Consider the following 25392-nt stretch of genomic DNA (forward strand, 5'->3'; position numbering starts at 1 on the left):
AAAATTCAGGAGGTCACAAAATGGCTAATATAGAGAAAAAGCCGGTTAAGATTGTGGAGACCGTCCTTCGTGACGCTCACCAGTCCTTAATCGCAACCAGAATGACAACAGAGCAGATGCTCCCGATCATTGACAAGATGGATCAGGTGGGTTATCATGCCGTAGAGTGCTGGGGCGGCGCTACGTTTGACGCTTCCTTACGTTTCTTAAAAGAAGATCCGTGGGACAGACTGAGAAAACTGAGAGCGGGATTCAAACACACAAAACTGCAGATGCTGTTCCGCGGACAGAATATCCTCGGTTACAACCACTATGCGGATGATGTTGTAGAATATTTTGTACAGAAATCCATCGCCAATGGAATTGACATTATCCGTATCTTTGACTGCTTAAACGATATCAGAAATCTTCAGACAGCCGTGAAAGCCGCCAACAGGGAAAAAGGCCATGCACAGGTAGCTTTAAGCTACACTCTGGGAGATGCCTATACTCTTGATTATTGGAAAAATATTGCGAAGGAGATCGAGGACATGGGCGCCAATTCCTTATGTATCAAGGATATGGCCGGACTTCTGACCCCATATGCGGCAGAGGAGCTTGTTACAGCCCTGAAAGAATCTGTGAAGCTTCCGATCGATCTTCACACACACTACACCTCCGGTGTGGCTTCCATGACATACTTAAAGGCGGTAGAGGCAGGCTGCGATATCATCGATACAGCCATGTCACCGTTTGCCCTTGGAACCAGCCAGCCTGCAACAGAGGTTATGGTTGAGACCTTCAGCGGCACACGCTACGACACGGGACTCAACAAAGAAGCCCTGGCAGAGATTGCAGAATACTTCAGACCTCTGCGTGAGGAAGCTTTAGCAAGCGGACTGATGAATACAAAGGTTCTGGGAGTGGATATCAATACCCTCCGTTACCAGGTGCCGGGCGGAATGCTTTCCAACCTGGTATCCCAGTTAAAAGAGGCTCATGCTGAAGACAAATATTATGCCGTACTTCAGGAGATCCCGAGAGTCCGCAAGGATTTCGGAGAACCACCGCTTGTTACGCCGTCCTCCCAGATCGTGGGAACACAGGCTGTATTAAATGTACTGATGGGACAGCGCTACAAGATGTTTACAAAAGAGTCGAAGAAACTTCTTATGGGTGAATTCGGCCAGACCGTTAAACCGTTCAACGCCGAAGTCCAGAAGAAAGCAATCGGAGACGCAACGCCAATCACCTGCCGTCCGGCCGACAAGATCGAGCCGCAGCTCCAGAAACTGGAATCTGAGATGTCCCAGTGGAAGAAACAGGATGAGGATGTGCTGACCTATGCATTATTCCCACAGGTAGCGAAGGAATTTTTCGAATATCGCGAGGCACAGTCAACCGGGATAGATCCTGCAAAGGCCGACAGGCTGAACAGGGCATATCCGGTATAAAAGATAGTTTGGAAAAGAGCAGGGACATGAGTCTTTGCTCTTTTTTGTTTTTCAATATGGCCTGATAAAACAATATGGCCTGATAAAAGCCAGATATAGGTAGTGGCACCCATCACCATCCCGTCTGTACTCAAATTTTTCAAAATTTCTGTCAACATCTCCCCCTTGTCTGCATATAATACTATAGATAATGGGACTGTTTTGCAAAAATACCAAAACAGATCCGGAGACGGAGGAGGATATGACAGTCAGAGTGCTTAAGTGGTGCAGGAAGGATACGGTAAGACAGGCCGTGTTAATCCTTCTGATGCTCATCACAATCCTGTTAGGCAGAATTTGTTAAGAAATTCTTACAATTCCTGTAAATTACTGGATATTCTGTGAACTTTTGTTCATGAGGTTGACATATAATGGTAGTTTTCATTATAATGTACATAATGCCTAATCAGGCAAATCGCTTTTTTGACCCAAATGGGATTGAAAAGAATTCGCAGGTTTTGAAAATATAGAGGAAAATGCCGTTTCAGGCATTACGGGGAGAGACACGAATGAAAAAAAAGGGATATAAGAGGGTGGTTGCTCTGCTGCTTGGCTGTATTATGGCCTTCAGCCCATGGCAGGCGGGACATACGGGATTATCCGGTATGGTCAGCATGGCAAGTGAGCGGACCGCCTCGGTCAATGCGACGAATCTGAACGTGCGAAGCGGACCGGGCACCTCCTATCAGGCAGTGGCCAAACTGTCTCATGGGACGGCGGTTACCGTAATCGGTGAGCAGACCGGAACGGACGGAAAACTGTGGTATCAGATACGGTTCAGCGGAGGCGGCGGAGCCGAGACAATCGGATATGCGTCCAGCGACTACATAAAATTTCCAACGGTAATTACGTCTGACGGTGACTTTGAGAGTTATATGAACAGCCAGGGATTTCCGGAGAGCTACAAGCCGGGTCTGCGTGAACTTCACGCCATGTATCCCAAATGGACGTTTACGGCCCTTCAGACCAACCTGGATTGGAATACCGCGGTAGAGAATGAGAGCGTAATCGGAAGAAACCTGGTGGGAAGAGAGAACATTTCTTCCTGGAAGTCGACTGCAACGGGAGCCTATGACTGGGATACAGGTTCATGGCCCGGTTTCGACGGCAATTCCTGGGTCCAGGCGTCAGAGGATATTATCCGCTACTACATGGATCCGAGAAATTTTCTAAATGAAAAATATATTTTCCAGTTTATGAAGCAGTCCTATGACAGCTCCATCCATACGAGAGAGGGGCTGGAGAGCATGGTGGCCGGTACCTTTCTTTCAGGCAGCGCGGGAGGAGGTACGGCGCCGTCCGGCGGAAGTCCTTCCGGTGGTTCCTCCGGCTCAGGCAGTTCGGGAGGAGGTCCCGGCTCAGGGCCTGGTTCAGGGCCCGGTGCAGAATCGGGTTCGGGTCCGGGAGGCAGTTCCGGTTCAGGGGATAACGGTCAGGCCATTTCTCCGATTTCACCGCTTGCCTCAATCAGTGATCACCAGGTGGAACGTGTTATGACGGCATATGGACCGGGAATGGGCGGAGGTTCCGGTTTCTCCGATTCAGGCGGTAATCCCGGTAATTCAGGTGGTACGGCCCCTGTATCGGGCAGCAGCTCCTACGTTGATATTATTATGAATGCGGCGGCCCAGTCGGGCGTGAACCCTTATATCCTTGCCTCAATGATTATCCAGGAGCAGGGCAGCCAGGGCACCGGCCGAAGTATATCGGGAACCGTATCAGGCTATCAGGGATACTATAACTTTTTTAATATTGAAGCCTATCAGTCCGGCTCCATGGGAGCGGTTGAGAGAGGACTATGGTGGGCATCTCAGTCCGGCAGTTATGAACGTCCATGGAACAGCGTGGAAAAGTCCATACTCGGCGGATCTATTTACTATGGAAATAATTATGTGAAACGCGGACAGGATACTCTTTACCTGAAAAAATTCAATGTACAGGGGGACAACCTCTATAAACACCAGTACATGACCAACGTTCTTGCAGCGGCGGCGGAGGGGCTTACCCTGGCTAAAATCAGTGCGCTCAAAACAACGGCCCTGGAATTCTCCATACCGGTCTATAAGAATATGCCTGCTACGGCATGTGCAAAGCCAACGATTGACGGCAGCCCGAACAATAAGCTGTCCGGCCTTGGAGTGGAAGGATTTGCCCTCACCCCTACGTTTAACAGGGATACGGAATCCTATGACCTGATTGTGGATCATTCCGTCAGCAGTGTGACGGTGGCGGCTTCCGTGATCGACTCCAAGTCGACCGTCAGCGGAACGGGAAATATTAATCTGCAGAGCGGCATCAACGATATTACCGTGGCTGTCAAGGCACAGAACGGCAGTATAAGAAATTATGTGATTCATGTTGTGCGTCAGGACAACGGCCCGACCTACTCTGATTCTATCGGCAGCGGAGTGAACTCCGGTTCGGGAGGCGGTTCAGGCTATGGTCCCGGGGGCGGCCCTGGAACAGGCCCGGGAGGCGGTACGGTAAGTAATCCGGGCGGAAGTTCTTCCGGCAATCCGGGAGGCGGTTCAGATGTACAGATTATTGCTCCGGACGGCTCCGGCTCCGGGATAGAATCGGGAAATACGAACGGGCCGATGGCTCCGGGCAGCAATGTATCCGGCTTCGGCACATCGTCGGATCCATCCAATCTGGTGGGCCCCGGGGGAAGTTCAGGAACACCCGGCCCAACATCAGGAACAACACCCGGCTCTACGCCCGGCGGCAGCGGTTCTTCAGGAACGGGAAGCGGCGGGACGCAGACCGTCAGCGCCGGTGTGACCGCGGCACAGCTTGCGGCCTCCCTGACCGCAGCGGGAGCGGGAAGTATTGTAAAGGTTTATAACTCATCGGGCGGAGAAGTCACTGGAGGCGTGGGCACGGGCGACCTTGTCCAGGTTTTTGGTTCCGACGGCTCTCCCACGGTCCGGTATGATGTGATCGTGAAGGGAGATAATAACGGTGACGGTAAATTAAATATTCTGGATGTGCTGAAAGCACAGAGGCATATCCTCGGGCTTGAAACCCTTACGGGCCCGTTTGAGAAGGCCACCGATGTCAATGGCAACGGGAAAGTCGACATCATGGATATCCTGGCAATGCAGAAGGATATTCTGGGGAGTCAGAAACTGAACTAGGTGGGAGAGATTATGAACAGAAGAATAAGAAATATAGTTACCAGCCTGATTGCCGCATGTGCCCTTTGTCTGGCCATGCCGTTTGGCGGCTTTGAGGCTTTTGCAGCCAGCGCGAAGATATCGTTTTCCGATCCGAGCACGACCGTGGGACAGGAATTTAATGTAACGGTCAAGGTTACGGCCACAGACGGAAACCTCGGGGCTTCCGATCTGGTTTTATCGTATGATCAGTCGCATATTGAGTTTGTCAGCGGGAATAATGCCAACGGAGGCGCCGGTTCCGTGCGTCTTGTGGGAACGATGGATTCCAACACGACAAAGGAATTTGCCTACACGCTTAAATTCAAGGCGGTACAGGCGGGTGACACGTCGATATCCGTAGCAAGCCATGAGGTTTATGATGCGGATACCCAGGCCGTCAATGTTACAAAGGTGGGGTCATCGGCGGTAAAAGTCAAGGCTCCTGCGACGTATTCGAGTGAAGCGGCCCTTGCCTCACTAAAAGTATCGCCGGGACAGCTGTCACCGGCTTTTTCACCGGATGTAATGTCCTATACGGTAAATGTCGGCGGCGATGTGGATAAAATCGCAGTCAGCGCCGATGCCAAGGATGCCAAGGCAAAAACAAAGGTCACCGGAGGCTCCGGTCTTAAGACGGGAGCCAATACCGTGGTATGTAAGGTCACTGCGGAGGACGGCCAGACCGTAAAGTCCTATACGATTACAGTCAATAAATCGGAATCTTCGGAAGTACCGGCTACAGAGGCCGGTGAGGCCGTGGTTACAGGCGGTGCGGTGGTCGGAGAACTGAAGGCCGACATTGACGGAGTGGAATACAGCGTGGCGTCGTCATTCGATCCTGCGGTTCTTCCGGCGGGATATACCCAGTCTACCTGCACCTACAACGGCACGGAAATTATGGCCGGTACAGGCAACGGCCTTACCTTGATTTATCTCCAGGGAAGCGACGGAAACGGTTCATTCTATATCTATGTGCCGGAATCAGGGGCATTGTCGCCTTATGTAACGATCGACAGTGTGGCAAGGGCAATTGTGGTTCTGCCGATTGACGATACCATTGAAGTTCCGGAGGGATTTGCCCAGACCGCCATCCAGTTGAACGGAGACGCAAAAGTCAAGGGATGGGTATGGAAGACCGATGAGGAACAGAAGTACTGTGTTATTTACGGTATGAATGAGAACGGTGAAAAAGGTCTTTACCGTTACGATATTGCTGAAAAAACATTCCAGCGCTACTTTGAAGATCCGGCACTGGAGAGCCAGTTTGACGAAGCCCAGGTTACAAAGCTCCTGGATGATTATAATGCCCTCTGCAAGGATTATGATCTCAGATTTATTGTTATTGTGGTTCTGATTGTAGTCTGCCTGATTCTTTTCTTTATGGTGATCAACCTGCTGATGCGCAGGAGAGAGCATGCGGGCAGAGCGGAGCGCGATGAGGCGCCGACACCGGTAAAGCGCAGGGCGATGCAGGAAGAGGAAGACAGGAGAAGACAGGGACAGGCGGCCAGGACGGGCAGAATTGCCGAGGACGGTATGGAACAGAGAAGACGCCTTGCCGGGGACGAACGTCTTCAGGCAGAGCAAAGAAGAGGCCAGGAGCCCGGAAGAACGGCGAAATATGGCCAGAATGCGGGGTATCAGGACGCTGCGGTGCGCAGAATGGCAGGAACGGCAGAACAGGGCTATCCGGCACAGAGACGGCCGGAACCGAGAGGTTCCGAGCAGAACCGCACATCCCAGAGACGCCCGGAACAGGGGCGCAGCGCCCAGGGCTATCCGGAGAGAAGAAGTCCGGAACAGGGCCGAAGCGTTCAGGGCTACCCGGAAAGGAGAAACCCGGAACAGGGGCGCAGCGCCCAGGGCTATCCGGAGAGAAGAAATCCGGAGCAGGGCCGAAGCGTTCAGGGTTACCCGGAAAGAAGAAACCTGGAACAGAGCCGAAACGCCCAGGGATATCCTGAAAGGAGAAATCCGGAACAGGGCCGTGGCGGCGCCCAGGGCTATCCTGAAAGAAGGAATCCGGAGCCGTGGCGAGGCACCCAGGGATATCCTGAAAGGAGAAACCCGGAGCCGTGGCGAAGCACCCAGGGATATTCGGAGAGAAGAAGTCCGGAGCCGGGACGAAGCACCCAGGGATATCCTGAAAGAAGCGGCCAGGAATCCGGCCGTAGCGGCCAGGGCTATCCCGAGCAGCGGTATGCGGCAAAGCCCGTCAGAAGCCAGGATATAGGAATGGAAGAGGCCATCCGCCAGAGAGAGATGGAACGCGCCGAGCGGGCCAGAAGAACCAGGGAACGCTTAGAGAGGGAACGCCAGGAAGACGAAAGGCGCGCCCGCGCCGCCAGAACCGCGGAAAGAACCAGAAAGCCCGGTCCGCGCGATGACGACGATTTTGAGTTTCTTGATTTAAACTGAATGAAACGGTGGAAGTCTCACTGAGATTTCCCTAACGCCGGCATACGGACCGGACATGCATGAAAGCAGGGAGAACTGCAGGGCGCATGTCCGGTCCGCCTGTATATTTTCCCTGGAAGTTGAAAGTTATCGTATTCCACTTGCCGGTTGACTTCATGTTCACTTTGTTATATAATCACTATAACAAAATGACGAAAGATGGTGGATTATGATTGTAGAGATCGACTTTAACAGCGATGAAGCGATTTATATTCAGCTTAGGAACCAGATTATTATAGGAATAGCGACGGAGCGGCTCCGCGAGGGGGAGACGCTCCCATCGGTGCGCCAGCTGGCCGATGATATAGGGATTAACATGCATACGGTAAACAAAGCATATTCTGTATTAAAACAGGAAGGTTTTGTCAAACTGGACCGCCGCAGGGGAGCCGTTATTTCCCTGGATGCAGATAAAATCAGGGCAATACAGGAACTGGAGCGCGACTTAAGCGTCATTCTTGCCAAGGGAGCCTGCAAGAATGTGAGCCGCGAAGAAGTACACCGGCTGGTAGATTCTATTTTTGACGCTTTTTCCGGATAAAACCGGGTATCCTTTAATGGAGGGTTAGAGAATGTTATGTGAGAAATGCAGAATTCGCGAAGCAAATATTAAATACACGGAAGTAATCAATGGGGTAAAGACCGAGCATAATCTCTGTTCCCAATGTGCACAGGAAATGGACTTCGGACCGTATTCCGCAATTATTGAGGGAGAATTTCCCCTTGGCAAGCTTCTGTCGAGTCTTTTGGGATTGCAGTCTTCCGCGGTCAGACAGCAGAAGATGGATGAGGTGGCCTGCCCTACATGCGGGACCACCTATGAGGAATTCGTGGAAAACAGCCGCTTTGGCTGTGCGGACTGCTACCATGTGTTTGACCTGCTGATTGGAGAAAAGATTAAGAAGCTCCAGGAGAGCGCAAGCCACACCGGCAAACAGCCGAAGATGCGCCGGATGGGAAAAACACCGGCAGAGGTTACCAGCGGAGGCGTGATGGAATTCTCTGCGGATGAGCAGATAAAACAACTGGAGAGACATTTACAGGCGGCAATCAGGAACGAGGATTATGAGGAAGCGGCCATATGCCGGGATAAAATAAAAGCCTTAAAAGAGGAGAAAGAAAAGAATGACGAGATGGTTTGAGAAAGTGAAAAATGATCCGTCCAATATTGTATCCAGCCGGGTCCGTCTTTCAAGAAACTGGGAAGAATATAAGTTCCCCTCCAGGCTTGAGGAGGATGAAGCCAGATACATGGTAGGCCTGATGACCCAGGAACTGAAGAATCTGAAGGAGACGGACGGCCGCAGGTTCGAGTGCAGGACATTGGAAAAGATGGAGGAGCTGGACCGCATGGAACTGCGGGAGCGCCGCCTGCTCAATAAAACATTGATGGAAAAGACGACTCCGGGCAGCATTATTTATTCGGAGGATGAGGCGGTGAGCCTGGTATTAAACGGCGATGATCACATCCGCCTGCAGGTGCTTGCGCCGGGACTGATGCTGAAAGAATGCTATGAGGAGGCGGATCGGCTGGATGACTATATCAACGAAAAGTTCCCTTATGCATTCAGCAGCAAGTACGGGTATCTGACATCCTATCCCACCAACGTGGGAACGGGAATGAAGGCGTCCGTGGTTGTACATCTGCCGTCCCTTTCAACAAGCAAGCGGTTTCAGGAGCTTCTGGGGGATATGAGCCGGTTCGGGACGACGGTGAGGGGAGTTTATGGCCGGGGTTCGGAGAACAGCGGTGATCTTTATGAGATATATAACCAGAAAACCCTCGGACTGAACGAGCAGGAAATTATGGAACTGGTGAGCAATGTGGCCGTCCAGCTTTCCGGCCAGGAGCGGGAGGTGAGGGAAGCATCCCTCGCAAAACACCGTCTGCTCCGCGAGGATGAGGTGTACAAATCATACGGTGTTCTCAAATATGCGAGAAAGCTTTCCATGAAAGAGGCGATGACGTTTCTCTCCCATTTACGGGCGGGCATCGCGGACGGTCTCGTGGAGACAAAGGAATTTGTCAGTATTTACAACATCATGATAGGCATCCAGCCGGCGAACCTTCAGAAATATTCCAGGCAGCCGCTTGGCAAGGATGAACTGGAAGTGGCGAGGGGAAGATACATCAGGGAGCATCTCCCGGAACTTAAGTAAATTGAGCATAAAGTAAACGGAGCATAAAGTAAACGGAGCATAAAGTAAACGAGGCATAAAGTAAACCAACCATAAAGTATGCTAAGCATAAAGTAAACCAAACAGGGCAATTTGCAGGAGGATCAATTTATGATAGATCGTTTTACACAGAAGGCCAGGGAAGCAATCCGCCTGGCCGTGGACACCGCGGAGGAGCTGGAACACGGGTACGTGGGAACAGAACATCTCCTTCTGGGGCTGATTAAGGAGGGAAGCGGCGTGGCGGCCGCCATCCTCGGACGATATGATGTAACGGAAGAAAAAGTGCTGGAGCTGATGGAGCGTCTGATATCACCGGCGGCGCCCACCAGAATTGCGGAACAGGCGGAGTATACGCCGGGAGCCAGGGCCGTACTTCAGTCCAGCTATGAGGAGGCCGTATTTTTTAAAGCGCCCCTGATTGGGACGGAGCATATACTCATTGCGATGATTAAAGAGGGAAAGTGCACGGCATCGCGCCTTCTCAATACGATGAATGTCAATATCCAGAAGCTGTATATTGATTTGATGGCGGCAATGGGGGACGACGTCCCCGCGGGCCGTGATGAAGCGGCGGGCCGCCTGAGAAAAGAGAAAGGCAACACGCCGAATCTGGACAGTTTCAGCCGCGATCTGACCGAACTCGCGAAAGAGGGAAAGCTGGATCCGGTGATAGGACGCGAAGTTGAGATGAAAAGAGTCATCCAGATTCTGAGCAGAAGAGGGAAGAACAACCCCTGCTTAATCGGTGAGCCGGGAGTTGGAAAAACCGCGGTTGTGGAAGGACTGGCTCAGCTTATTATCTCCGGCAATGTTCCGGAGACAATTGCCAAAAAGCGCGTTGTCAGCCTGGATCTCTCCGGTATGGTGGCAGGTTCCAAATACAGGGGGGAATTCGAGGAGCGCATCAAGAAGGTTCTCTCCGAAGTCAAAGACGACGGAGATGTGCTGCTGTTTATTGATGAAATCCATACAATTATCGGCGCCGGAGGTGCGGAGGGAGCCATTGACGCATCCAATATCCTGAAACCGTCCCTTGCAAGAGGAGAAATTCAGTTAATCGGCGCAACGACGGTGGAGGAATACCGTAAATATATTGAGAAGGATGCCGCTCTGGAACGCCGTTTCCAGCCGGTTATGGTGGAAGAACCGACGGAGGAAGACTCCGTCGCGATTCTGAGAGGACTCAGAAGCCGGTACGAGGAGCACCACAAGGTAACAATCACGGATGAGGCGCTGGAGGCCGCCGTCAAACTGTCGGCCCGCTATATCAACGACCGTTTCCTTCCCGATAAGGCGATTGACCTGATTGACGAGGCATCTTCCAAACTGCGTCTGACCGTATATACGGAGCCGGAGGAGATTAAGACCCTGGAGGAGGAGATCAAAAAGCTGGAACGCCAGAAAGAGGAGGCGATCAAGGCGGAGGCATACGAAAAGGCCGGAGAGATCAAGAAAAAACAGGGAAAGAAGCATGAAAAGATAGATAAAATCCGCGATAAGTGGCAGAAGGAGAAGAATTCCAGAAAACTGATTGTCGGAGAGAATGAGATAGCGGATATCGTATCTGACTGGACCCGGATTCCGGTGCGCAAGCTGGCCGAGGAGGAATCCGAGCGCCTTCTGAAACTGGAAGCGATACTCCATGAGAGGGTAGTGGGCCAGGAGGAGGCGGTGACGGCCGTCTCAAGAGCCATCCGGAGAGGCCGCGTGGGCCTTAAGGATCCGAAACGGCCGATTGGCTCCTTCCTGTTCCTTGGACCTACCGGCGTCGGCAAGACCGAGCTTTCCAAGGCGCTTTCCGAGGCCATGTTCGGCACGGAGAATGCGATGATCCGGGTTGACATGTCCGAATATATGGAAAAACACAGCGTATCCAAGATGATCGGCTCACCGCCGGGATATGTGGGATATGAGGAGGGCGGACAGCTAAGTGAGAAGGTGCGCCGCAATCCGTATTCCGTCATCCTGTTTGACGAGATTGAGAAAGCGCATCCGGACGTCTTTAATATTCTGCTCCAGATTCTGGACGACGGCCATATTACCGATGCCCAGGGCAGAAAAATTGACTTTAAGAATACGGTTCTCATCATGACCTCCAATGCGGGGGCTGAGAACATTATTTCACCGAAGCGTCTTGGATTCTCATCCGATTCGGATGCCAAAACAGACTATGAATTTATGAAAAACAGGGTTATGGACGAGGTTAAAAAAATGTTTAAACCGGAGTTCTTAAACCGTATTGATGAGATAATGGTGTTCCATCCGCTGAACCGCGAAAATATTAAAGAGATTGCCGGTATTATGCTGGAAACGATTATCAAACGGACTAAGGCGCAGATAGGCATGAGCCTGAATGTGGATGACAAAGCAGTAGAATATCTGGCTGAAAAAGGCTATGATGAGAAATACGGGGCAAGGCCGCTGCGCCGGACAATCCAGAACCAGATAGAGGATAAGCTGTCGGAAGAACTGCTGGAAGGACGTATTAAAAAGGACGATGAAGTGCTTGTGACCAAAGGAAAAGAGGGGCTGGAATTCACGGTTAAAGAGGCCCTGAAAGAGAATAAAATACTGGTCAAGTAAAAGAAACTGTGATAGAATGAGTTTACAGGAAGAAACACACAGAAGAATACCAGGAGGATAGATTTATGCCAGTAGTTAACGAGTTAATCCGCATCGAGGATGACGGTACAATCAGTTTTGGCAATTATGAATTAGCTGCAAAGTCCAAACTGCAGGATTTCGAATACAAAGGGGACTTATATAAAGTTAAAACGTTTCATGAGATAACAAAACTGGAGAGGAACGGAATGTTCGTTTATGAATCCGTACCGGGAACGGCAGTGAACCATTTTGCAGTTGATGATTCCGAGATAACCTTTACCGTGGAGGGAAACCAGGATGCACAGATTACCGTACAGCTGGAAGACGAACACGAATACGAAGTATTTATCGACGGTGTTGCAGTCGGAGGCATGACGACCAACGTAAGCGGAAAACTTGTTTTAAGCGTGGAACTGAACGAAGGCGTAACGACAGAGATTAAGATTGCAGGAAGATAGAGATAACTGATTTAACAGAATGGAGGCGATCGGCGGATCAGCCTCCATTCTTTTGATAACGGTTTATGAATAAAAGGGAGAAATGAATGGCAAAAGCGAAGACGAGCATGTTTTTTTGCAGTGAATGCGGTTTTGAGTCGGCGAAGTGGACCGGACAGTGTCCGGCCTGCAAAGCGTGGAATACGATGGTGGAGGAGCCTGTTTCCCAGGTAAAGACGGTGGGAAAGGGCGGAACGTCAGGAACCAGGCGGGCGCCTTCGGACGCCAGGCCGGTGACACTGTCGGAGATTGTGCTGGATGAGGAAGACAGAATAAGGACAGGATTCGAGGAGCTGGACCGCGTGCTTGGTTCCGGAATTGTGAGGGGTTCCCTTGTCCTGGTGGGCGGCGATCCGGGTATCGGAAAGTCTACGCTGCTTTTACAGGTCTGTAGAAATCTGGCAGGGCAGAAGCAGAAAGTCCTCTATATTTCGGGTGAGGAGTCATTAAAGCAGATCAAGCTCCGGGCTAACCGGATTGGAACTGTGGACGGCCCTCTTTCATTTCTCTGTGAGACAAATCTGGGCACAATTGAGGAAGTGATTAAGAGAACCATGCCCGACGCCGTTGTCATCGACTCAATACAGACGATGTATATGGAGGAGGTCACCTCCGCTCCGGGCAGTGTGAGCCAAGTGCGGGAGTGTACCAATATTCTGATGCAGATTGCAAAGGGCCTGGGCGTGATGGTCTTTATTATCGGACATGTAACAAAGGAGGGCGTGGTGGCCGGCCCGAGAGTGCTGGAACATATGGTGGATACGGTGCTGTATTTTGAGGGGGACCGTCATGCCTCCTACCGCATTCTGAGAGGGATTAAGAACCGGTTCGGTTCCACCAATGAGATCGGCGTATTTGAGATGAAGGAGGAAGGACTTGCCGAGGTGAAGAATCCTTCGGAATTCATGCTGGACGGACGTCCCGCCGGAGCGTCAGGTGCGGTGGCGGCCTGTTCCCTGGAGGGAACAAGACCGATTATGCTGGAGGTTCAGGCCCTCGTGACAAAGACGAATTTTGGAATGCCCAGAAGAACAGCGGCCGGTACGGACTACAACCGCGTTAATCTCCTGATGGCAGTACTGGAAAAACGGTGCCGGTACGAGCTGTCCCAGTTCGACGCCTACGTTAATATCGCCGGAGGAATGAAGATGAATGAACCGGCCCTTGACCTGGCTATTGTGATGGCGCTCATTTCTAGCTATAAAGACCGGCCGGTGGATGAAAAGACGGTGATATTCGGGGAGGTCGGCCTCTCGGGTGAGGTGAGGGCCGTGTCCATGTCGGAACAGAGGGTGAATGAGGCGGTAAAACTCGGCTTTACACGATGCATCATGCCGCAGGTGAGCCTGGAGAAACTGAAAAAGAGGAAAGATATTGAGCTTGCCGGAGTCAGCAATGTGAGGGAAGCGATTAACCTGATTTAGGATCGTTTTGAAGATGAGAAAATGGAACTATTGTTATTCTGAAAGGAATAATTAAAACAGTTCATTTAATTAAAACAATTTTCGACAACTTTGGAAAAACTGATTGACATACTGCCTGTCCTGTGGTATTATACTTGGGCAGGCAATTTTAGGGGAATAGTTCAATGGCAGAGCAACGGTCTCCAAAACCGTTAATGGGGGTTCGAATCCCTCTTCCCCTGCTAATGATTAAGGAATTGAGAAAAGCTCAGAAACCTTTGATTTTAGAAGGGAATCTGAGCTTTTTTGTTGATTTTCCCCCTCATTGCTTTCTTGACATGCCCCCGATTTTCCAGTATGCTTGTTATAACAGAAACAATGGGGGAAAGGGGGGCATGGACATATTACTTGAGACGAAAGCAAAAGAATTTGTCTGCCGGCTTCAGAGAGCCTACCTGGTGGAGCGTGATGTGCAGAAGGTTTTATCCTGCATGGATGAAGATGTGGAATGGATAGGGACCGGAGAACAGGAGATTGGACGCGGAATCAGAAACGCGGAGGAATTTCTGGAACAGGAGTACCGGTTGTTTCCAGGCTCATTTGCCATTGTGGAAGAAGAGTATAATGTGAGAATCCTGGACGGGCATACGGTTTCAATATTTGGCATGCTGGTAGTGCAGGAGACGGGAAGAGAAGAGATTTTTGAGAGCCAGAGAATCCGTATGACTCTGTTGTGCCGGGAAGAGGACGGAGAGTTCAGGATCCTGCAGATACATATGTCCGCCGGAAGTGAAAACCAGAAGGAAAATGAGTTTTTCCCGAGAACGGTGCAGGAGAATAACACGGGAAGCTTGATACGGCTTCTGGACGAGCAGGCAATTTTACTGAGAGAACAGAACGAAAACCTGAACGCATTGATGGAAAATGTGCCGGGCGGCGTTATGTGCTGTGAATTTAATGAGAATTTGGATTTGCTTCAGTACAGCCGTGGCTTTCTTGATATGTTCGGATATACCAGGGAAGAGATGGAGCATGAATTTAAGAATCAGTTCAAGCGTCTGATTTATCCCGATGATCTGGAAGCAACATGGAAATCCGTATGTGAACAGCTTGCCAGGGGGAAGACAAAGAAGATAGAGTACCGTGTTATCTGCCGGGACGGCAGCCTGATGGCAGTCTTAGATCACGGCCAGCTGGTGGAGCGGGAAGGAAAGGAAGTATTTTACTGTATTCTGACCGACGTCACTGAAAACCGTAAAGTTCTGGAGGAGCTCCGGCTGAGCCTGGAGAGACACCGGATCATCATGGAACAGACTAATGATATCATCTTTGAGTGGAACATGGCGGACGATTCGATTTCTTTTTCCGACAACTGGGTGAAGAAATTCGGTTATTATCCGATTTCAGAGAATGTCAGCTCGATGGCATCCGTCAGTCATGTCCATCCGGACGATCTGCCGGTTCTGATGAATGCGGTCCGTGATATGAGGAGGGATGTGGCGGTCAGGGAGATAGAAATCCGGATCGCAAAGAATGATGGGTCCTATCTTTGGTGCCGGATTAAGATTGCCCTTCAGGAAGCCAGACAGTCCAGCAGAAAAAAGGCAATCGGCGTTATCTCAGATATAGACAAAGAGAAGAGAAATGTGGATATGCTGGTGGAGAAGGCGCTTCATGATGCGCTGACCGGCCTCTATAACAAAGCGGCGACGGCGGAACTCGGAGGCAAATATATTGAGAAAGCCACCGCAGATTGTCCCTGTGCATTTGTCATTATCGATTTGGATAATTTTAAATATATTAATGATGTTTATGGCCATTTGAGCGGAGACGTTCTGCTCTCCGATATTGCCCTGCTGCTGAAACGCACCTTCCGTTCGGGAGATATCATCGGCAGGATTGGCGGGGACGAGTTCGTGGTGATTATGCCGGGAGCGCGTTCCCAGGACGTGATATCGGATAAATTTGGACAAATCCGGGAGCGGATGGAAGAGTTCCTCGAGCGCGACGGCTACATGTTATCCTGCAGCGCCGGAGCGGCATTTGCCCCCCTGGACGGCTGTGATTACCAGACCCTATATAAAAATGCCGATTTGGCGCTTTATAAGGCGAAGGAGAAGGGGAAGAACCAGTGTACTTTTTACCATTCGATCCTGCAGGCGGAGAACAGCATCAGACGCAGCGCCGCCCAGCTTCCGGCAGAGCCAAGGGGGCAGGAAGATTACAGGAACCAGACGCTGGGTGAGTATGTATTTACCGTGCTGCAGCAGGAGGAAGACATTTCCAAAGCCATATCACAGGTTCTGGAGATTGTGGGCAGGCAGTTTGGGGTCAGCCGCGTCTATATATTTGAAGATTCAGAGGATGGAGCGACCTGTTCCAATACATTTGAATGGTGCAATGAAGGGGTGAAGCCGCAGAAGGATTTCCTTCAGGACATGGAGTATACGGATGGCAACCGGTACGATGAACTGTTTGATGAGAATGGAATTTTCTACTGCCGCGACATCAATGATCTCACCGGCAGGACAAAGGATGTGCTTGCATCACAGGAAATCATTTCCATGCTGCAATGTCTTTTAAAAAACAGAAAGAAAAGGAGCGGATTCATCGGTTTTGACCAGTGCTGGGAAAAACGCATCTGGACCCGGGAGCAGATTAATGTGCTCAGCACCGTATCCGGAGCGGTCGGAGTGTTTCTGACGCAGCTTCGGATGGAAAAGAAGATAAAAAAGCTGTTATTGACACGTTCTTGACAGTGATTTGACAATATCTTGTAATCTCTATATTATAGTTAGATACAACTTGTTACATACAGGGCAGAGGAGGTAGACTTATGGAGAAATCAGATCCTTTATTATTGCTTGACAATGGTACGTTGGCTTATATTTTGGGGGATGGCGAGTATCGCTTTACAAATTTGAAGTTTGATGAAGCAAAAGCAATTATTGAGATGAAGGGGGAGGCGGAAGAAGAGGTAGTCCAGGTGTTCAGAAATCCGGAGCTGGAGAAGGTGATGTATGCCTATCTCGGGCTTGAGGAGATGAAATTTAATTATGAACCCGAGGCACATCTGCATGTCGGCCAGGATGCGATTGCATTTAAGCTGTATGTTACCCCGTCCGGCACCCAGCCGATCGTTCTGGGGGAGGAAGGACAGCAGGCGGTAAAGATCAAGAATCTTTATATTTACTGCCAGCATATTGTAAGAATGAAATAGGAAGGGAGACGGCGTAGGGTGACGCCGCCCAAACAAACCGTATCAGCTTTACACACCGATGAAAATGCCGTTTCGATTCCGGCTTGTAACAGAAAAATGCGGAGATATATAAAAAAGAAAAGGGAAAGGATTGCGCTTGTCTGAGTAATAGACTATAATAAGAACGTATGTTTAGTTGGAAATTTTATGTAATCTTATAAATTTTGGCAAACTGCAAACCTTATCAAAAATAAACTTCACAACAGTTTCCGCGAACAAAAGTTACTAAAGAGAATAGAATTGTGAAATTAGTCATAAATTCCTGTATAACATGGAAGGTTTTGTCAATAATGTACAAAGGAAAAAAACGATTTTCCATCAAATATAATTTGACAAAATTCGCGATTGATGCTATAAGTATTAATTGAATCAGCAATAAGTTGCACCAGTTAAAGGAGTTTTGATTATGAAACAGAGAAGAATTATGTTAGGAACTGTAGAAGATGCAAAAAATTTTGTAGCAGCTGCAACGAAATGCGATTTCGATATTGATGTATTTTATAACCGCGTCGTGATTGACGCCAAATCTCTTTTAGGCGTAATGAGCCTTGATATGACGAGAGTACTGACAGTAGAATATAACGGAGAGAATAAAGATTTTGAAGCATTTCTTGATAGGACGGCGGTAAAAGCTGTCACAGCTGCTTAATTGAATTTGCATACAATTTGAGAAAAGGGATTGCAGGAGGCTGCAGTCTCTTTTTCTTGATTCATAGAAAATTACGTCTTGTGAATCAAAAACGCTCCGCGAGGATGCACGTGCCGCGCAGAGGTAAATGGTTGCAGAAGCAACCGCGCGGCAGCGCAAGAGTTCCACAGGCGAAACTCTTTGTCCTTATAACAGCAGAGACATGATTTTGTATTGACGCAGTCGGGAGGGAGAAGGACAGATGGAGATGAAAGGGAAGCAGATACGGGTTTCCGTGCGGAACCTGGTGGAATTTGTCCTGCGCTCCGGAGATATAGATAACAGAAGGACCGCGATTGACCAGAAAGAGGCCATGCTGGCGGGAGGCCGCATCCACCGGAAGATCCAGAAAAAGATGGGATCCGGTTATCAGTCCGAGGTGGTGTTAAAGTGCACCGTGGAGGAGGACGGCTTTGAAATTCTGGTAGAAGGAAGAGCCGACGGCATTATCCGGGAGGGAAACCGCGCGACGATCGATGAGATTAAGGGCGTTTACCTGGATATTGGAGATCTGGAAGAGGCGGTGGAAATCCATTTGGCCCAGGCCATGTGTTACGGTTATTTTTACGGTTCGCAGGAGAACCTGGATGAATTGACGATACAGGTGACTTACTGTAATCTGGATACGGAAGAGATCAAACGGTTTCAGGTGATTAAGACCACAGAGGAACTGAAGGAATGGTTTATGGGCCTGATTCACGAGTATGTCAAATGGGCCAGATACCTGCACCACAATGCGGAACGCCGCGATGAATCCCTGAAAGAGCTGGAGTTTCCCTTCCCTTACAGGGAAGGGCAGAGGGAGCTGGCGGTCAGCGTGTACAGGACCGAAGCGAGAAGGCGGAAACTCTTTATCCAGGCTCCGACCGGAATTGGAAAGACGCTTTCCACCGTATTCCCCAGCTTAAAAGCAATTGGTGAGGGTCACGGAGATAAACTTTTTTACCTGACGGCCAAAACGATCACAAGAGGGGTGGCGGAGGAGGCATTTGCTATTCTGAGGGAGCGCGGCCTTTATTTCCGTTCCGTCACCATAACGGCCAAGGATAAGCTCTGTTTTCTGGATAAACCGGAATGCAATCCGGATGCCTGCCCCTATGCAAAGGGCCACTTTGACAGGGTGAATGATGCGGTTTATGAGATCGTCCATAAGGAATTCGGGATAACGAGAGACGTGATACTACGGTATGCGGAAAAATTCCAGGTCTGCCCCTTTGAATTCTGTCTCGATATCAGCAGCTTTGTGGACGGTATTATCTGTGATTATAATTACGTTTTTGATCCCGATGTGCGGCTCAAACGTTACTTTGCAGACGGGGCCAAAGGGGAATATATTTTCCTGATTGACGAGGCCCATAACCTGGTGCCGAGGGCGCGGGAGATGTACAGCGCCGCTCTGATAAAGGAAGACGTGCTGGCGGCAAAACGCCTTGTGAAGGAGAAGTCCGCCGGCCTTACTAAGCAGTTGGAACGCGTCAATAAAATTCTGCTGGAAATGAAACGAGACAGCGAGGGCTGGCAGATCCTGCCCGATGCGGATCACCTGGTGACGGCGTTGACCTCCCTGTTCTCGGTACTGGAAAAGTTTATGGACGACTATAAGGGGAATGACGGTCGGGAGGAGCTGCTGGATTTCTATTTTTGTGTGAGAAATTTCCTGAATATTTATGAGAGGGTGGACGAGCATTACCGTATTTATACGGAACTGACGGAGTACGGGAACTTTATGATTAAACTGCTCTGTGTAAATCCCATCGTCCATATCGGAGAATGCCTTGCACAGGGAAACAGCACGGTGTTTTTCTCGGCAACCCTCCTTCCCATCAAGTATTACAGACAGCTTTTAAGCAATGATGAGGAGGATTATACGGTTTACGTCAATTCGCCGTTTCCGCAGGAGAACCGCCTTCTGCTGGCGGCTACCGATGTGACGAGCCGCTATACGAGGAGAAACCGGGCCGAATACAAAAAGATACTGGAATATATCCGCCAGGCGGCGGAAGTAAAGAAGGGAAACTATATCGTGTTTTTCCCTTCCTACCAATATATGGACCGTGTCCTGGAACTGGTGGACAGCGGGCGGATCCTGCGTCCGGACGGAGACGATGAAGTGATGGCGGAAGACGGAATTGAGTGGCTGGTACAGGGAAACCGGATGAGCGATTCGGAGCGTGAGGATTTTTTAAAGGAATTTGAGAAAGAGCGGGAGCATTCCCTGGTGGCGTGCTGCGTCATGGGAGGCCTGTTTTCCGAAGGAATTGATCTGAAAGAAGAAAGGCTGATCGGAGCTGTCATCGTCGGGACGGGACTTCCAATGGTATGTACGGAGCAGGAGATATTAAAGGGGTACTTTGATGAGGAGGAACAGGAAGGATTTGCCTTCGCCTATCAGTATCCGGGCATGAACAAAGTCATGCAGGCGGCGGGCCGTGTAATCCGGACGGCAGCCGATAAGGGAATTATCCTGCTTCTGGACGACAGGTTCCTGAGGAATGACTACCGGGAACTGTTTCCCAGGGAATGGAGCGATTGCAGCAGGGTGACGCTTCGAACGGTCAGAACACAACTGGAGGAATTCTGGTCCCGCCGGTAAATGGAAAAACCGGACAGGCACGGAAACGGCTGCTGACCAACAGGCCGGTGCAGAGGAACGCCGGAAAAAGCCGATTGGGTCAAGTGATTACTCAATCGGTTTTTCTTTGCCTGCATCGGCACGTTCCTCCAGCAATTCGATAAACTGCCTGGCGGCCTGGGAGATAGGAATCGTTTCATTATGGACGACAACAAGCTGCCGTCTGGGAAGGATTTCCTCCAGGTTTAAGATAAAGAAATTGTCGTCCTGCTGTGGGATGCAGAAATCGGGAACAAAGGCAATTCCAAGCCCGATTTTAGCCAGGTCGATGAGCAGATCGTTGCTGCTGAGCTCAATCTCGGGAACAAGATCAAGCTGATGCTTCTGGAACATGCTGTGGAGAAATTCACTGGTGGTACTTTTCCGATCCAGCATCAGAATGGGATAGGACTGAAGCTCTTTCAGCGTGATAATTCTGTCTTTCAGCGGGAAGTAGTCCTCATTTGCCACAAACACGTCTGAAAATTCATGGATGACCTGAATATTCTGCGTGTTGGACAGACCGGAGTTGGGGTAATTGGTGATAATGAAATCTACCTGTCCGTTTTCAAGGAGACGGGCGCATTCGATGGAAGTGCGGTTTGTGACCTTGATGTGGATATTCGGATACATTTTGTGAAATTCATTTAAAAATGGTACCAGAAAATAGCGGCAGATCGTGTCGCTGGCTCCGATACGGAGCTGTCCGCCGTTCAGTGTATTTGCTTCCAGGAGCTGGTTTTCCCCTTTTTTAATCAGGTTCATCGCAGGTTCTATATGTTTTAACAGGATCTCACCCTCGGGTGTCAGCTGGACACGCTTCGTACTTCTGATAAAAAGCGTCTGGTTCAGCTTCTTTTCCAGAACTTTGATGGACTGGCTGACCGCAGACTGAGAGATGAAGAGCTGCTTTGAGGCTTCCGAAAAGCTGAGGGTGGAAGCAACGTGGTAAAAAACCTTATATAATTCATAATTGATATCCATTTATTAGTCCCCCTTATAATGCTGTATAGAGTTTAGCACAGGTTCGAGGGGAAGTAAAGGGGAGGAGGAGCATTCAGCCCTGGCTCAGGTGACATACGGAGGGGGAGGAAATTTTGGGGAGAAAACATGGGAAGAAAAACTTGAGGAAGGAATACTTTATGATAGCACAGAGGGGCGGCAGATGGATACTGTGAAATTATGGAAGAGCAGTGAAATGGTGGAATAAAAGCAGAGGGGTGGTTTCAGACCGGGGTGGATTTTAATATGGGGGAATACGGGAAAATGCAGAAACGACAAGGAGGGAGAGTGGAAAAGGCGAAGGCTGCAGGAGATATTTTTAAGGGACTGTGGCGGGAGGCGGCAGCAGGAGAAAAAATTATATTGTTGACTTTTTAACAGTACTTTGTTATTCTTTACAAGTTGGTTAGGAATAACTAACTTTTGCGTGGAATAGAGGAGAAGATAAACGAATAGAGCGCGAAAGAGAAAAGGAAAGGAGGATGATGTTGGAATATATCTGGATTAACCCGGTAACGGAGAGCATGTATGAGGAGACTGTGCTGGAACGTTTTCTGGAACGGAGGGGGATGGTCCGGGTGAGGTGCACAACGGACTGGGGAAGTATTGTGAGAGAAAAGTATAAAAGGCTTGTGGAATTGAGCGAAGTAACGATAGCCGACGCTCGCTGCCCGATGGCCTGCGGGCTGGTAAAGGAAGCGCAGAGTAAGCGGAGGCAGGGGGAGAAAATGGGCGGAGGGACAGGGATGAAGGTGGCGGATATTGAGCCTATTCTGATTCACTGTGCCAGGGAAATCAGCGGCCGTGAAGAGTTTGGAGATGGAGAAAAGATCATTACGACTCCATGCCGTTCTCTTGCGGACATGGGAAATTCCCTGGGACTTAGACATACACGTTTTGTGACATGGAATGAATTTCTTGAGGAGATCGGAGAACGGCCGGAAGGACAGCTGCCGGAGGCAAGTCCGATCCCGCTCGGATTTTTCAGCGGTTTGGAGGGAAACGTTGAAAGTCTGACGGGAAAGGAAATCATAGAGAATTATATAGAACACCCGGGCGGCGGGGAAACTGCCCTCGTGGAGATGTTGTATTGTGACAGGGGATGCCACAACGGGGACGGCGTGGTAAGAAAAGTGCGTGAGAAAGAAGAAATGAAAGAAGATGTAAAAAACATCTGTAAAGAGGATACGGAGATTTCAAAAGGAGAGTGAAATGCATGAAAGATAGGGCGAAAAATGCACTGGCTGCTGCGGCGGGAATTTTAGCGCTCCTGCTTCTCTGGGACGCCGTGTGCAGGACGGGGCTGCTTAGCTCTTACGTGCTTCCTCCGCCTTCCAGGGTATTGCAGGGCTTTTACAAGATGCTGTTAAATGGGGAACTGCGGGAGGACATTGCGGTCAGCTTTATCCGCGTTATGAAAGGATTTTCCATTGCATTTCTGCTGGCTTTTTTACTTGGGATGGTGCGGGCGATGCTGCCTGGCTCCGGCAGGTACTACGAGTATATTGTGCAGTTTTTCCGCAATGTGCCGCCGCTCAGCATGATACCGCTTTTGATTCTCTGGTGCGGCATCGGGGAAACCACGAAGACCGTTATTATCGTACTGGCCTCCTTTTTCCCGATGTATTTAAGTATTGTCAAGGGATTTACCGGGTGTGACAGGAAACTCCTGGAGGTCGGGGATATGTTCGGTTATTCCCGGGGACGTAAATTTCTGAGGATCGTGTTTCCCCATGCCTCGGCCGATATCCTGGTCGGCATGCGGGTCGGCCTGGGCTATAGCTGGCGGGCCATTATCGGCGCGGAGATGGTTGCGGCTTCCACCGGGCTGGGGCATATGATCCTGTTTGCCCAGCAGATGTCCAGGACGGACAAGGTGATCGTGGGAATTCTGGTGATCGGGGCGGTGGGGTATGTGACCGACCGGCTTTTTGCCTTTGTAATCAGTAAATTTTTGAAAGGATCCTATGACAATGGCTGGAATTGAACTGATTGACGTACATAAACAATATCTGGTGGAAGACAGGGCCGTCCGGGTCCTGAACGGCGTCAGCCTGAAAATACCGGAAAAAAAGATTACCGTCATCCTGGGGCGGAGCGGCTGCGGAAAGACGACGCTTCTGCGCCTGACCGGAGGCCTGGAAGAGGCGGACCAGGGTGAGATAAGATATGGGGAATCCCACAGGACGGCGTTCGTCTTTCAGGAACCCAGGCTCATGCCCTGGCTTACGGTGCAGAACAATATAACGTTTGGGCTTAGGAAAAAGGAAAAGGACAGGAAAAAGACGGAGGACATCATCGCCTCGGTCGGCCTTACGGGGTTTGAAAAAGCGTATCCGGCCCAGCTGTCGGGAGGAATGCAGCAGAGAACCGCGATTGCCAGGGCCCTTGCATATGAACCATCCTTCATTATGATGGACGAGCCCTTTGCAGCCCTCGACTACTTTACCAGGGAACAGATGCAGAAAGAGCTTCTGCGGGTCCAGAAAAATAAGAAGAGCAGTATTCTGTTTGTAACCCACAGCATCGATGAGGCTCTGATCTTGGGAGATGAGATCGTGATCATCGAAAAAGGACTTGTAAAGGCCCGGTGCACGATCCCTGAAACGGCAGGAGAACGGAACCTTTTAGACGATTCATTTATTTCCCTGAAAAGAGAAATTATCAATAACCTAAACACAGAAGAAACAGGAGGAAACTGATTTATGAGACGATTTATGGCATTGGGACTTGCAGTATGCATGGGAGCGATGGGGCTGGCCGGCTGCGCAAAAGCGGATACCGGCTCCGCAAAGGAAACGGCGCAGGCCGGCACACAGGCAAATCAAAGTTCATCGGAGGAAAGCCAGGCGGCAAATGCAGACTCGGGACTTGACAAACTGGTGCTCACCTATGTGACGTCCCCTCTCAATATCCCTACCATCGTTGAGAAGCATGAAACTATTTTTGCCGACAGTTTTAAAGATATGGGAATCACGGTGGAGTATGCGGAGATTAATTCCGGCGCGGATCAGACACAGGCCCTGGCATCCGGCGACGTACAGATTCTCTACGCGGTCGGCGCCACCTCGGTGGTACTCTCTGCCGCAAACGGGGCCGATATCAAGGTTCTCAACATGTACAGCCGCTCGCCCGAGGCCTTCCGTCTCTATTCGAAAGATGAGGACATAAGCACGCCGGAGAGCCTGAAGGGAAAGACGGTAGCGGGGCCTGCGGGAACCAACCTGCATGAACTTCTCGTATCTTACCTGGCTTCCGGAGGACTGACGATTGACGATGTCAACTATGTGAACATGTCCATCCCCGACGCCAAGGCAGGCCTGGACGGAGGCAGCGTTGACGCGGCTCTGGTTGCAGGCGCTGCGGCTTATCAGGCGGATCAGCAGGGATACAATCTCGTAACCGACGGCGATGGCCTTATCAAAGCCATCATTGCCGTAGCGGTAAGGGCAGACTTCTACGAACAGCACAGGGATGTCATCGGCCGCTTTATGGAGGCTCAGCAGAAAATAGCCGCATTCATCGCAGAAAACCAGGACGAGGCTCTTAAAATAGCGGCCCAGGAACTGGACCTGGACGAAGAGGCGGCCAGGGAAATGTATGAATACTACGATTTCTCAATGGAAATCAGCGACGAAGACAGAGAGGGATTCCAGAAAACAGCCGATTTCATGTTGGAAGCCGGCATGATAGAGGAACCGCTGGATGTGAGCACGTTATTTTTACAGTGATAACGAAAGGACACCACGGAATCAATAGAACAAATCAGCGGCCGCAGGCCGGGGCTGGGAATGGCGATACCCAAACGCGTCTTCAGTCCCGGCCATAACCTTCCTGTGGGGAAGGAGGGAGAAAAAGATTCCGTAGGGAACCTGGGAGTTCATCGGCACTTACCGAGGTCTTTTCGAGGTTAGTGTCCGCTATGTACTCCAAAGAGCGCGAGCGTTTCCCGCAGGAACTTTTTCTGCCCGGATTCCCCACCCGCGGCAACCTAACGCCCGGGACTGAAGACTCACAACCTCCCTCTCCCCATCCCGCCCCCGACCGCCCCGGCGTCGTT

The 25392-nt window shown here is 50.3% G+C and carries 18 protein-coding genes and 1 tRNA gene; 18 read left to right on the plus strand and 1 reads right to left on the minus strand.

All coding sequences use genetic code 11. The features are described from left to right. Positions 1 to 20: 20 nt before the first annotated feature. The 14 genes from V3C10_10800 (at position 21) to V3C10_10865 (ending at position 20312) form a co-directional block, all read left to right on the plus strand. Positions 21 to 1433 (plus strand): oxaloacetate decarboxylase subunit alpha, encoded by a 1413-nt coding sequence (locus tag V3C10_10800; GenBank protein ID WVP64263.1) that lies wholly within the window; start codon positions 21 to 23, stop codon positions 1431 to 1433. A gap of 548 nt (positions 1434 to 1981) precedes the next feature. Beyond that, complete coding sequence (locus tag V3C10_10805) at positions 1982 to 4609, plus strand: SH3 domain-containing protein (protein WVP64264.1); 2628 nt, start codon at positions 1982 to 1984, stop codon at positions 4607 to 4609. Positions 4610 to 4621: 12 nt separating this feature from the next. Then, complete coding sequence (locus tag V3C10_10810; GenBank protein ID WVP64265.1) at positions 4622 to 7048, plus strand: cadherin-like beta sandwich domain-containing protein; 2427 nt, start codon at positions 4622 to 4624, stop codon at positions 7046 to 7048. A 208-nt stretch (positions 7049 to 7256) separates the two neighbouring features. Beyond that, positions 7257 to 7628 carry a GntR family transcriptional regulator gene (locus V3C10_10815; GenBank protein ID WVP64266.1) on the plus strand — a complete coding sequence of 124 codons (372 nt, stop codon included), beginning with the start codon at positions 7257 to 7259 and terminating at the stop codon, positions 7626 to 7628. 31 nt (positions 7629 to 7659) lie between these two features. After that, a complete protein-coding gene (locus V3C10_10820; GenBank protein ID WVP64267.1) occupies positions 7660 to 8229 on the plus strand; it encodes a UvrB/UvrC motif-containing protein in 570 nt (189 codons plus the stop codon). Further along, positions 8213 to 9247: an ATP--guanido phosphotransferase gene (locus tag V3C10_10825; protein ID WVP64268.1), complete on the plus strand. Its 1035-nt coding sequence runs from the start codon at positions 8213 to 8215 to the stop codon at positions 9245 to 9247. The genes V3C10_10820 and V3C10_10825 overlap by 17 nt, the downstream gene beginning before the upstream one ends. 129 nt (positions 9248 to 9376) lie before the next feature. Next, entirely contained in the window at positions 9377 to 11851 is a 2475-nt protein-coding gene (locus V3C10_10830) for an ATP-dependent Clp protease ATP-binding subunit (GenBank protein ID WVP64269.1), read from the plus strand. Between the two features lie 65 nt (positions 11852 to 11916). After that, complete coding sequence (locus V3C10_10835; protein WVP64270.1) at positions 11917 to 12330, plus strand: endosialidase; 414 nt, start codon at positions 11917 to 11919, stop codon at positions 12328 to 12330. An 86-nt stretch (positions 12331 to 12416) separates the two neighbouring features. Further along, entirely contained in the window at positions 12417 to 13793 is a 1377-nt protein-coding gene (gene radA / locus V3C10_10840; GenBank protein ID WVP64271.1) for a DNA repair protein RadA, read from the plus strand. A gap of 150 nt (positions 13794 to 13943) precedes the next feature. Next, positions 13944 to 14014, plus strand: a tRNA-Trp gene (locus V3C10_10845). A 153-nt stretch (positions 14015 to 14167) separates the two neighbouring features. Beyond that, the gene (locus V3C10_10850) at positions 14168 to 16528 is read left to right on the plus strand and encodes a diguanylate cyclase (GenBank protein WVP64272.1); all 2361 of its coding nucleotides are present in this window, start codon (positions 14168 to 14170) and stop codon (positions 16526 to 16528) included. Positions 16529 to 16608: 80 nt separating this feature from the next. Then, a complete protein-coding gene (locus V3C10_10855) occupies positions 16609 to 16992 on the plus strand; it encodes a hypothetical protein (GenBank protein WVP64273.1) in 384 nt (127 codons plus the stop codon). A 445-nt stretch (positions 16993 to 17437) separates the two neighbouring features. After that, positions 17438 to 17680 (plus strand): HPr family phosphocarrier protein, encoded by a 243-nt coding sequence (locus tag V3C10_10860; GenBank protein ID WVP64274.1) that lies wholly within the window; start codon positions 17438 to 17440, stop codon positions 17678 to 17680. A gap of 241 nt (positions 17681 to 17921) precedes the next feature. Continuing rightward, positions 17922 to 20312 carry an ATP-dependent DNA helicase gene (locus V3C10_10865; protein ID WVP64275.1) on the plus strand — a complete coding sequence of 797 codons (2391 nt, stop codon included), beginning with the start codon at positions 17922 to 17924 and terminating at the stop codon, positions 20310 to 20312. Between the two features lie 87 nt (positions 20313 to 20399). Here the strand turns inward: V3C10_10865 and V3C10_10870 are convergent, their stop codons facing one another. Continuing rightward, positions 20400 to 21314: a LysR family transcriptional regulator gene (locus tag V3C10_10870; GenBank protein ID WVP64276.1), complete on the minus strand. Its 915-nt coding sequence runs from the start codon at positions 21312 to 21314 to the stop codon at positions 20400 to 20402. Between the two features lie 500 nt (positions 21315 to 21814). Between V3C10_10870 and V3C10_10875 the strand changes: the two genes are divergently transcribed. Genes V3C10_10875 through V3C10_10890 form a run of 4 tightly spaced genes read left to right on the plus strand, consistent with a single transcriptional unit; the run spans position 21815 to position 25063 of the window. Further along, the gene (locus V3C10_10875; protein WVP64277.1) at positions 21815 to 22543 is read left to right on the plus strand and encodes a hypothetical protein; all 729 of its coding nucleotides are present in this window, start codon (positions 21815 to 21817) and stop codon (positions 22541 to 22543) included. Between the two features lie 5 nt (positions 22544 to 22548). After that, positions 22549 to 23319 carry an ABC transporter permease gene (locus tag V3C10_10880; protein ID WVP64278.1) on the plus strand — a complete coding sequence of 257 codons (771 nt, stop codon included), beginning with the start codon at positions 22549 to 22551 and terminating at the stop codon, positions 23317 to 23319. After that, entirely contained in the window at positions 23306 to 24034 is a 729-nt protein-coding gene (locus V3C10_10885) for an ABC transporter ATP-binding protein (GenBank protein ID WVP64279.1), read from the plus strand. Before V3C10_10880 ends, V3C10_10885 begins: the two co-directional genes overlap by 14 nt. A 3-nt stretch (positions 24035 to 24037) precedes the next feature. Further along, positions 24038 to 25063: an ABC transporter substrate-binding protein gene (locus V3C10_10890; protein ID WVP64280.1), complete on the plus strand. Its 1026-nt coding sequence runs from the start codon at positions 24038 to 24040 to the stop codon at positions 25061 to 25063. Positions 25064 to 25392: the final 329 nt, after the last annotated feature.

It is taken from the genome of [Clostridium] symbiosum, from assembly GCA_036419695.1.
GTDB classification, from domain to species: Bacteria; Bacillota; Clostridia; order Lachnospirales; family Lachnospiraceae; genus Otoolea; species Otoolea symbiosa_A.

Bases quoted from the DNA above. Each gene is read 5' to 3' on its own strand.
- V3C10_10875 (WVP64277.1), top strand. From the start codon at position 21,815: ATGATGTTGGAATATATCTGGATTAACCCGGTAACGGAGAGCATGTAT.
- V3C10_10825 (WVP64268.1), top strand. From the start codon at position 8,213: ATGACGAGATGGTTTGAGAAAGTGAAAAATGATCCGTCCAATATTGTA.
- V3C10_10800 (WVP64263.1), top strand. From the start codon at position 21: ATGGCTAATATAGAGAAAAAGCCGGTTAAGATTGTGGAGACCGTCCTT.
- V3C10_10855 (WVP64273.1), top strand. From the start codon at position 16,609: ATGGAGAAATCAGATCCTTTATTATTGCTTGACAATGGTACGTTGGCT.
- V3C10_10890 (WVP64280.1), top strand. From the start codon at position 24,038: ATGAGACGATTTATGGCATTGGGACTTGCAGTATGCATGGGAGCGATG.
- V3C10_10820 (WVP64267.1), top strand. From the start codon at position 7,660: ATGTTATGTGAGAAATGCAGAATTCGCGAAGCAAATATTAAATACACG.
- V3C10_10835 (WVP64270.1), top strand. From the start codon at position 11,917: ATGCCAGTAGTTAACGAGTTAATCCGCATCGAGGATGACGGTACAATC.
- V3C10_10860 (WVP64274.1), top strand. From the start codon at position 17,438: ATGAAACAGAGAAGAATTATGTTAGGAACTGTAGAAGATGCAAAAAAT.
- V3C10_10885 (WVP64279.1), top strand. From the start codon at position 23,306: ATGGCTGGAATTGAACTGATTGACGTACATAAACAATATCTGGTGGAA.
- V3C10_10815 (WVP64266.1), top strand. From the start codon at position 7,257: ATGATTGTAGAGATCGACTTTAACAGCGATGAAGCGATTTATATTCAG.
- V3C10_10880 (WVP64278.1), top strand. From the start codon at position 22,549: ATGAAAGATAGGGCGAAAAATGCACTGGCTGCTGCGGCGGGAATTTTA.
- V3C10_10805 (WVP64264.1), top strand. From the start codon at position 1,982: ATGAAAAAAAAGGGATATAAGAGGGTGGTTGCTCTGCTGCTTGGCTGT.
- V3C10_10870 (WVP64276.1), bottom strand. From the start codon at position 21,314: ATGGATATCAATTATGAATTATATAAGGTTTTTTACCACGTTGCTTCC.
- V3C10_10810 (WVP64265.1), top strand. From the start codon at position 4,622: ATGAACAGAAGAATAAGAAATATAGTTACCAGCCTGATTGCCGCATGT.
- V3C10_10850 (WVP64272.1), top strand. From the start codon at position 14,168: ATGGACATATTACTTGAGACGAAAGCAAAAGAATTTGTCTGCCGGCTT.
- V3C10_10865 (WVP64275.1), top strand. From the start codon at position 17,922: ATGGAGATGAAAGGGAAGCAGATACGGGTTTCCGTGCGGAACCTGGTG.
- radA (WVP64271.1), top strand. From the start codon at position 12,417: ATGGCAAAAGCGAAGACGAGCATGTTTTTTTGCAGTGAATGCGGTTTT.
- V3C10_10830 (WVP64269.1), top strand. From the start codon at position 9,377: ATGATAGATCGTTTTACACAGAAGGCCAGGGAAGCAATCCGCCTGGCC.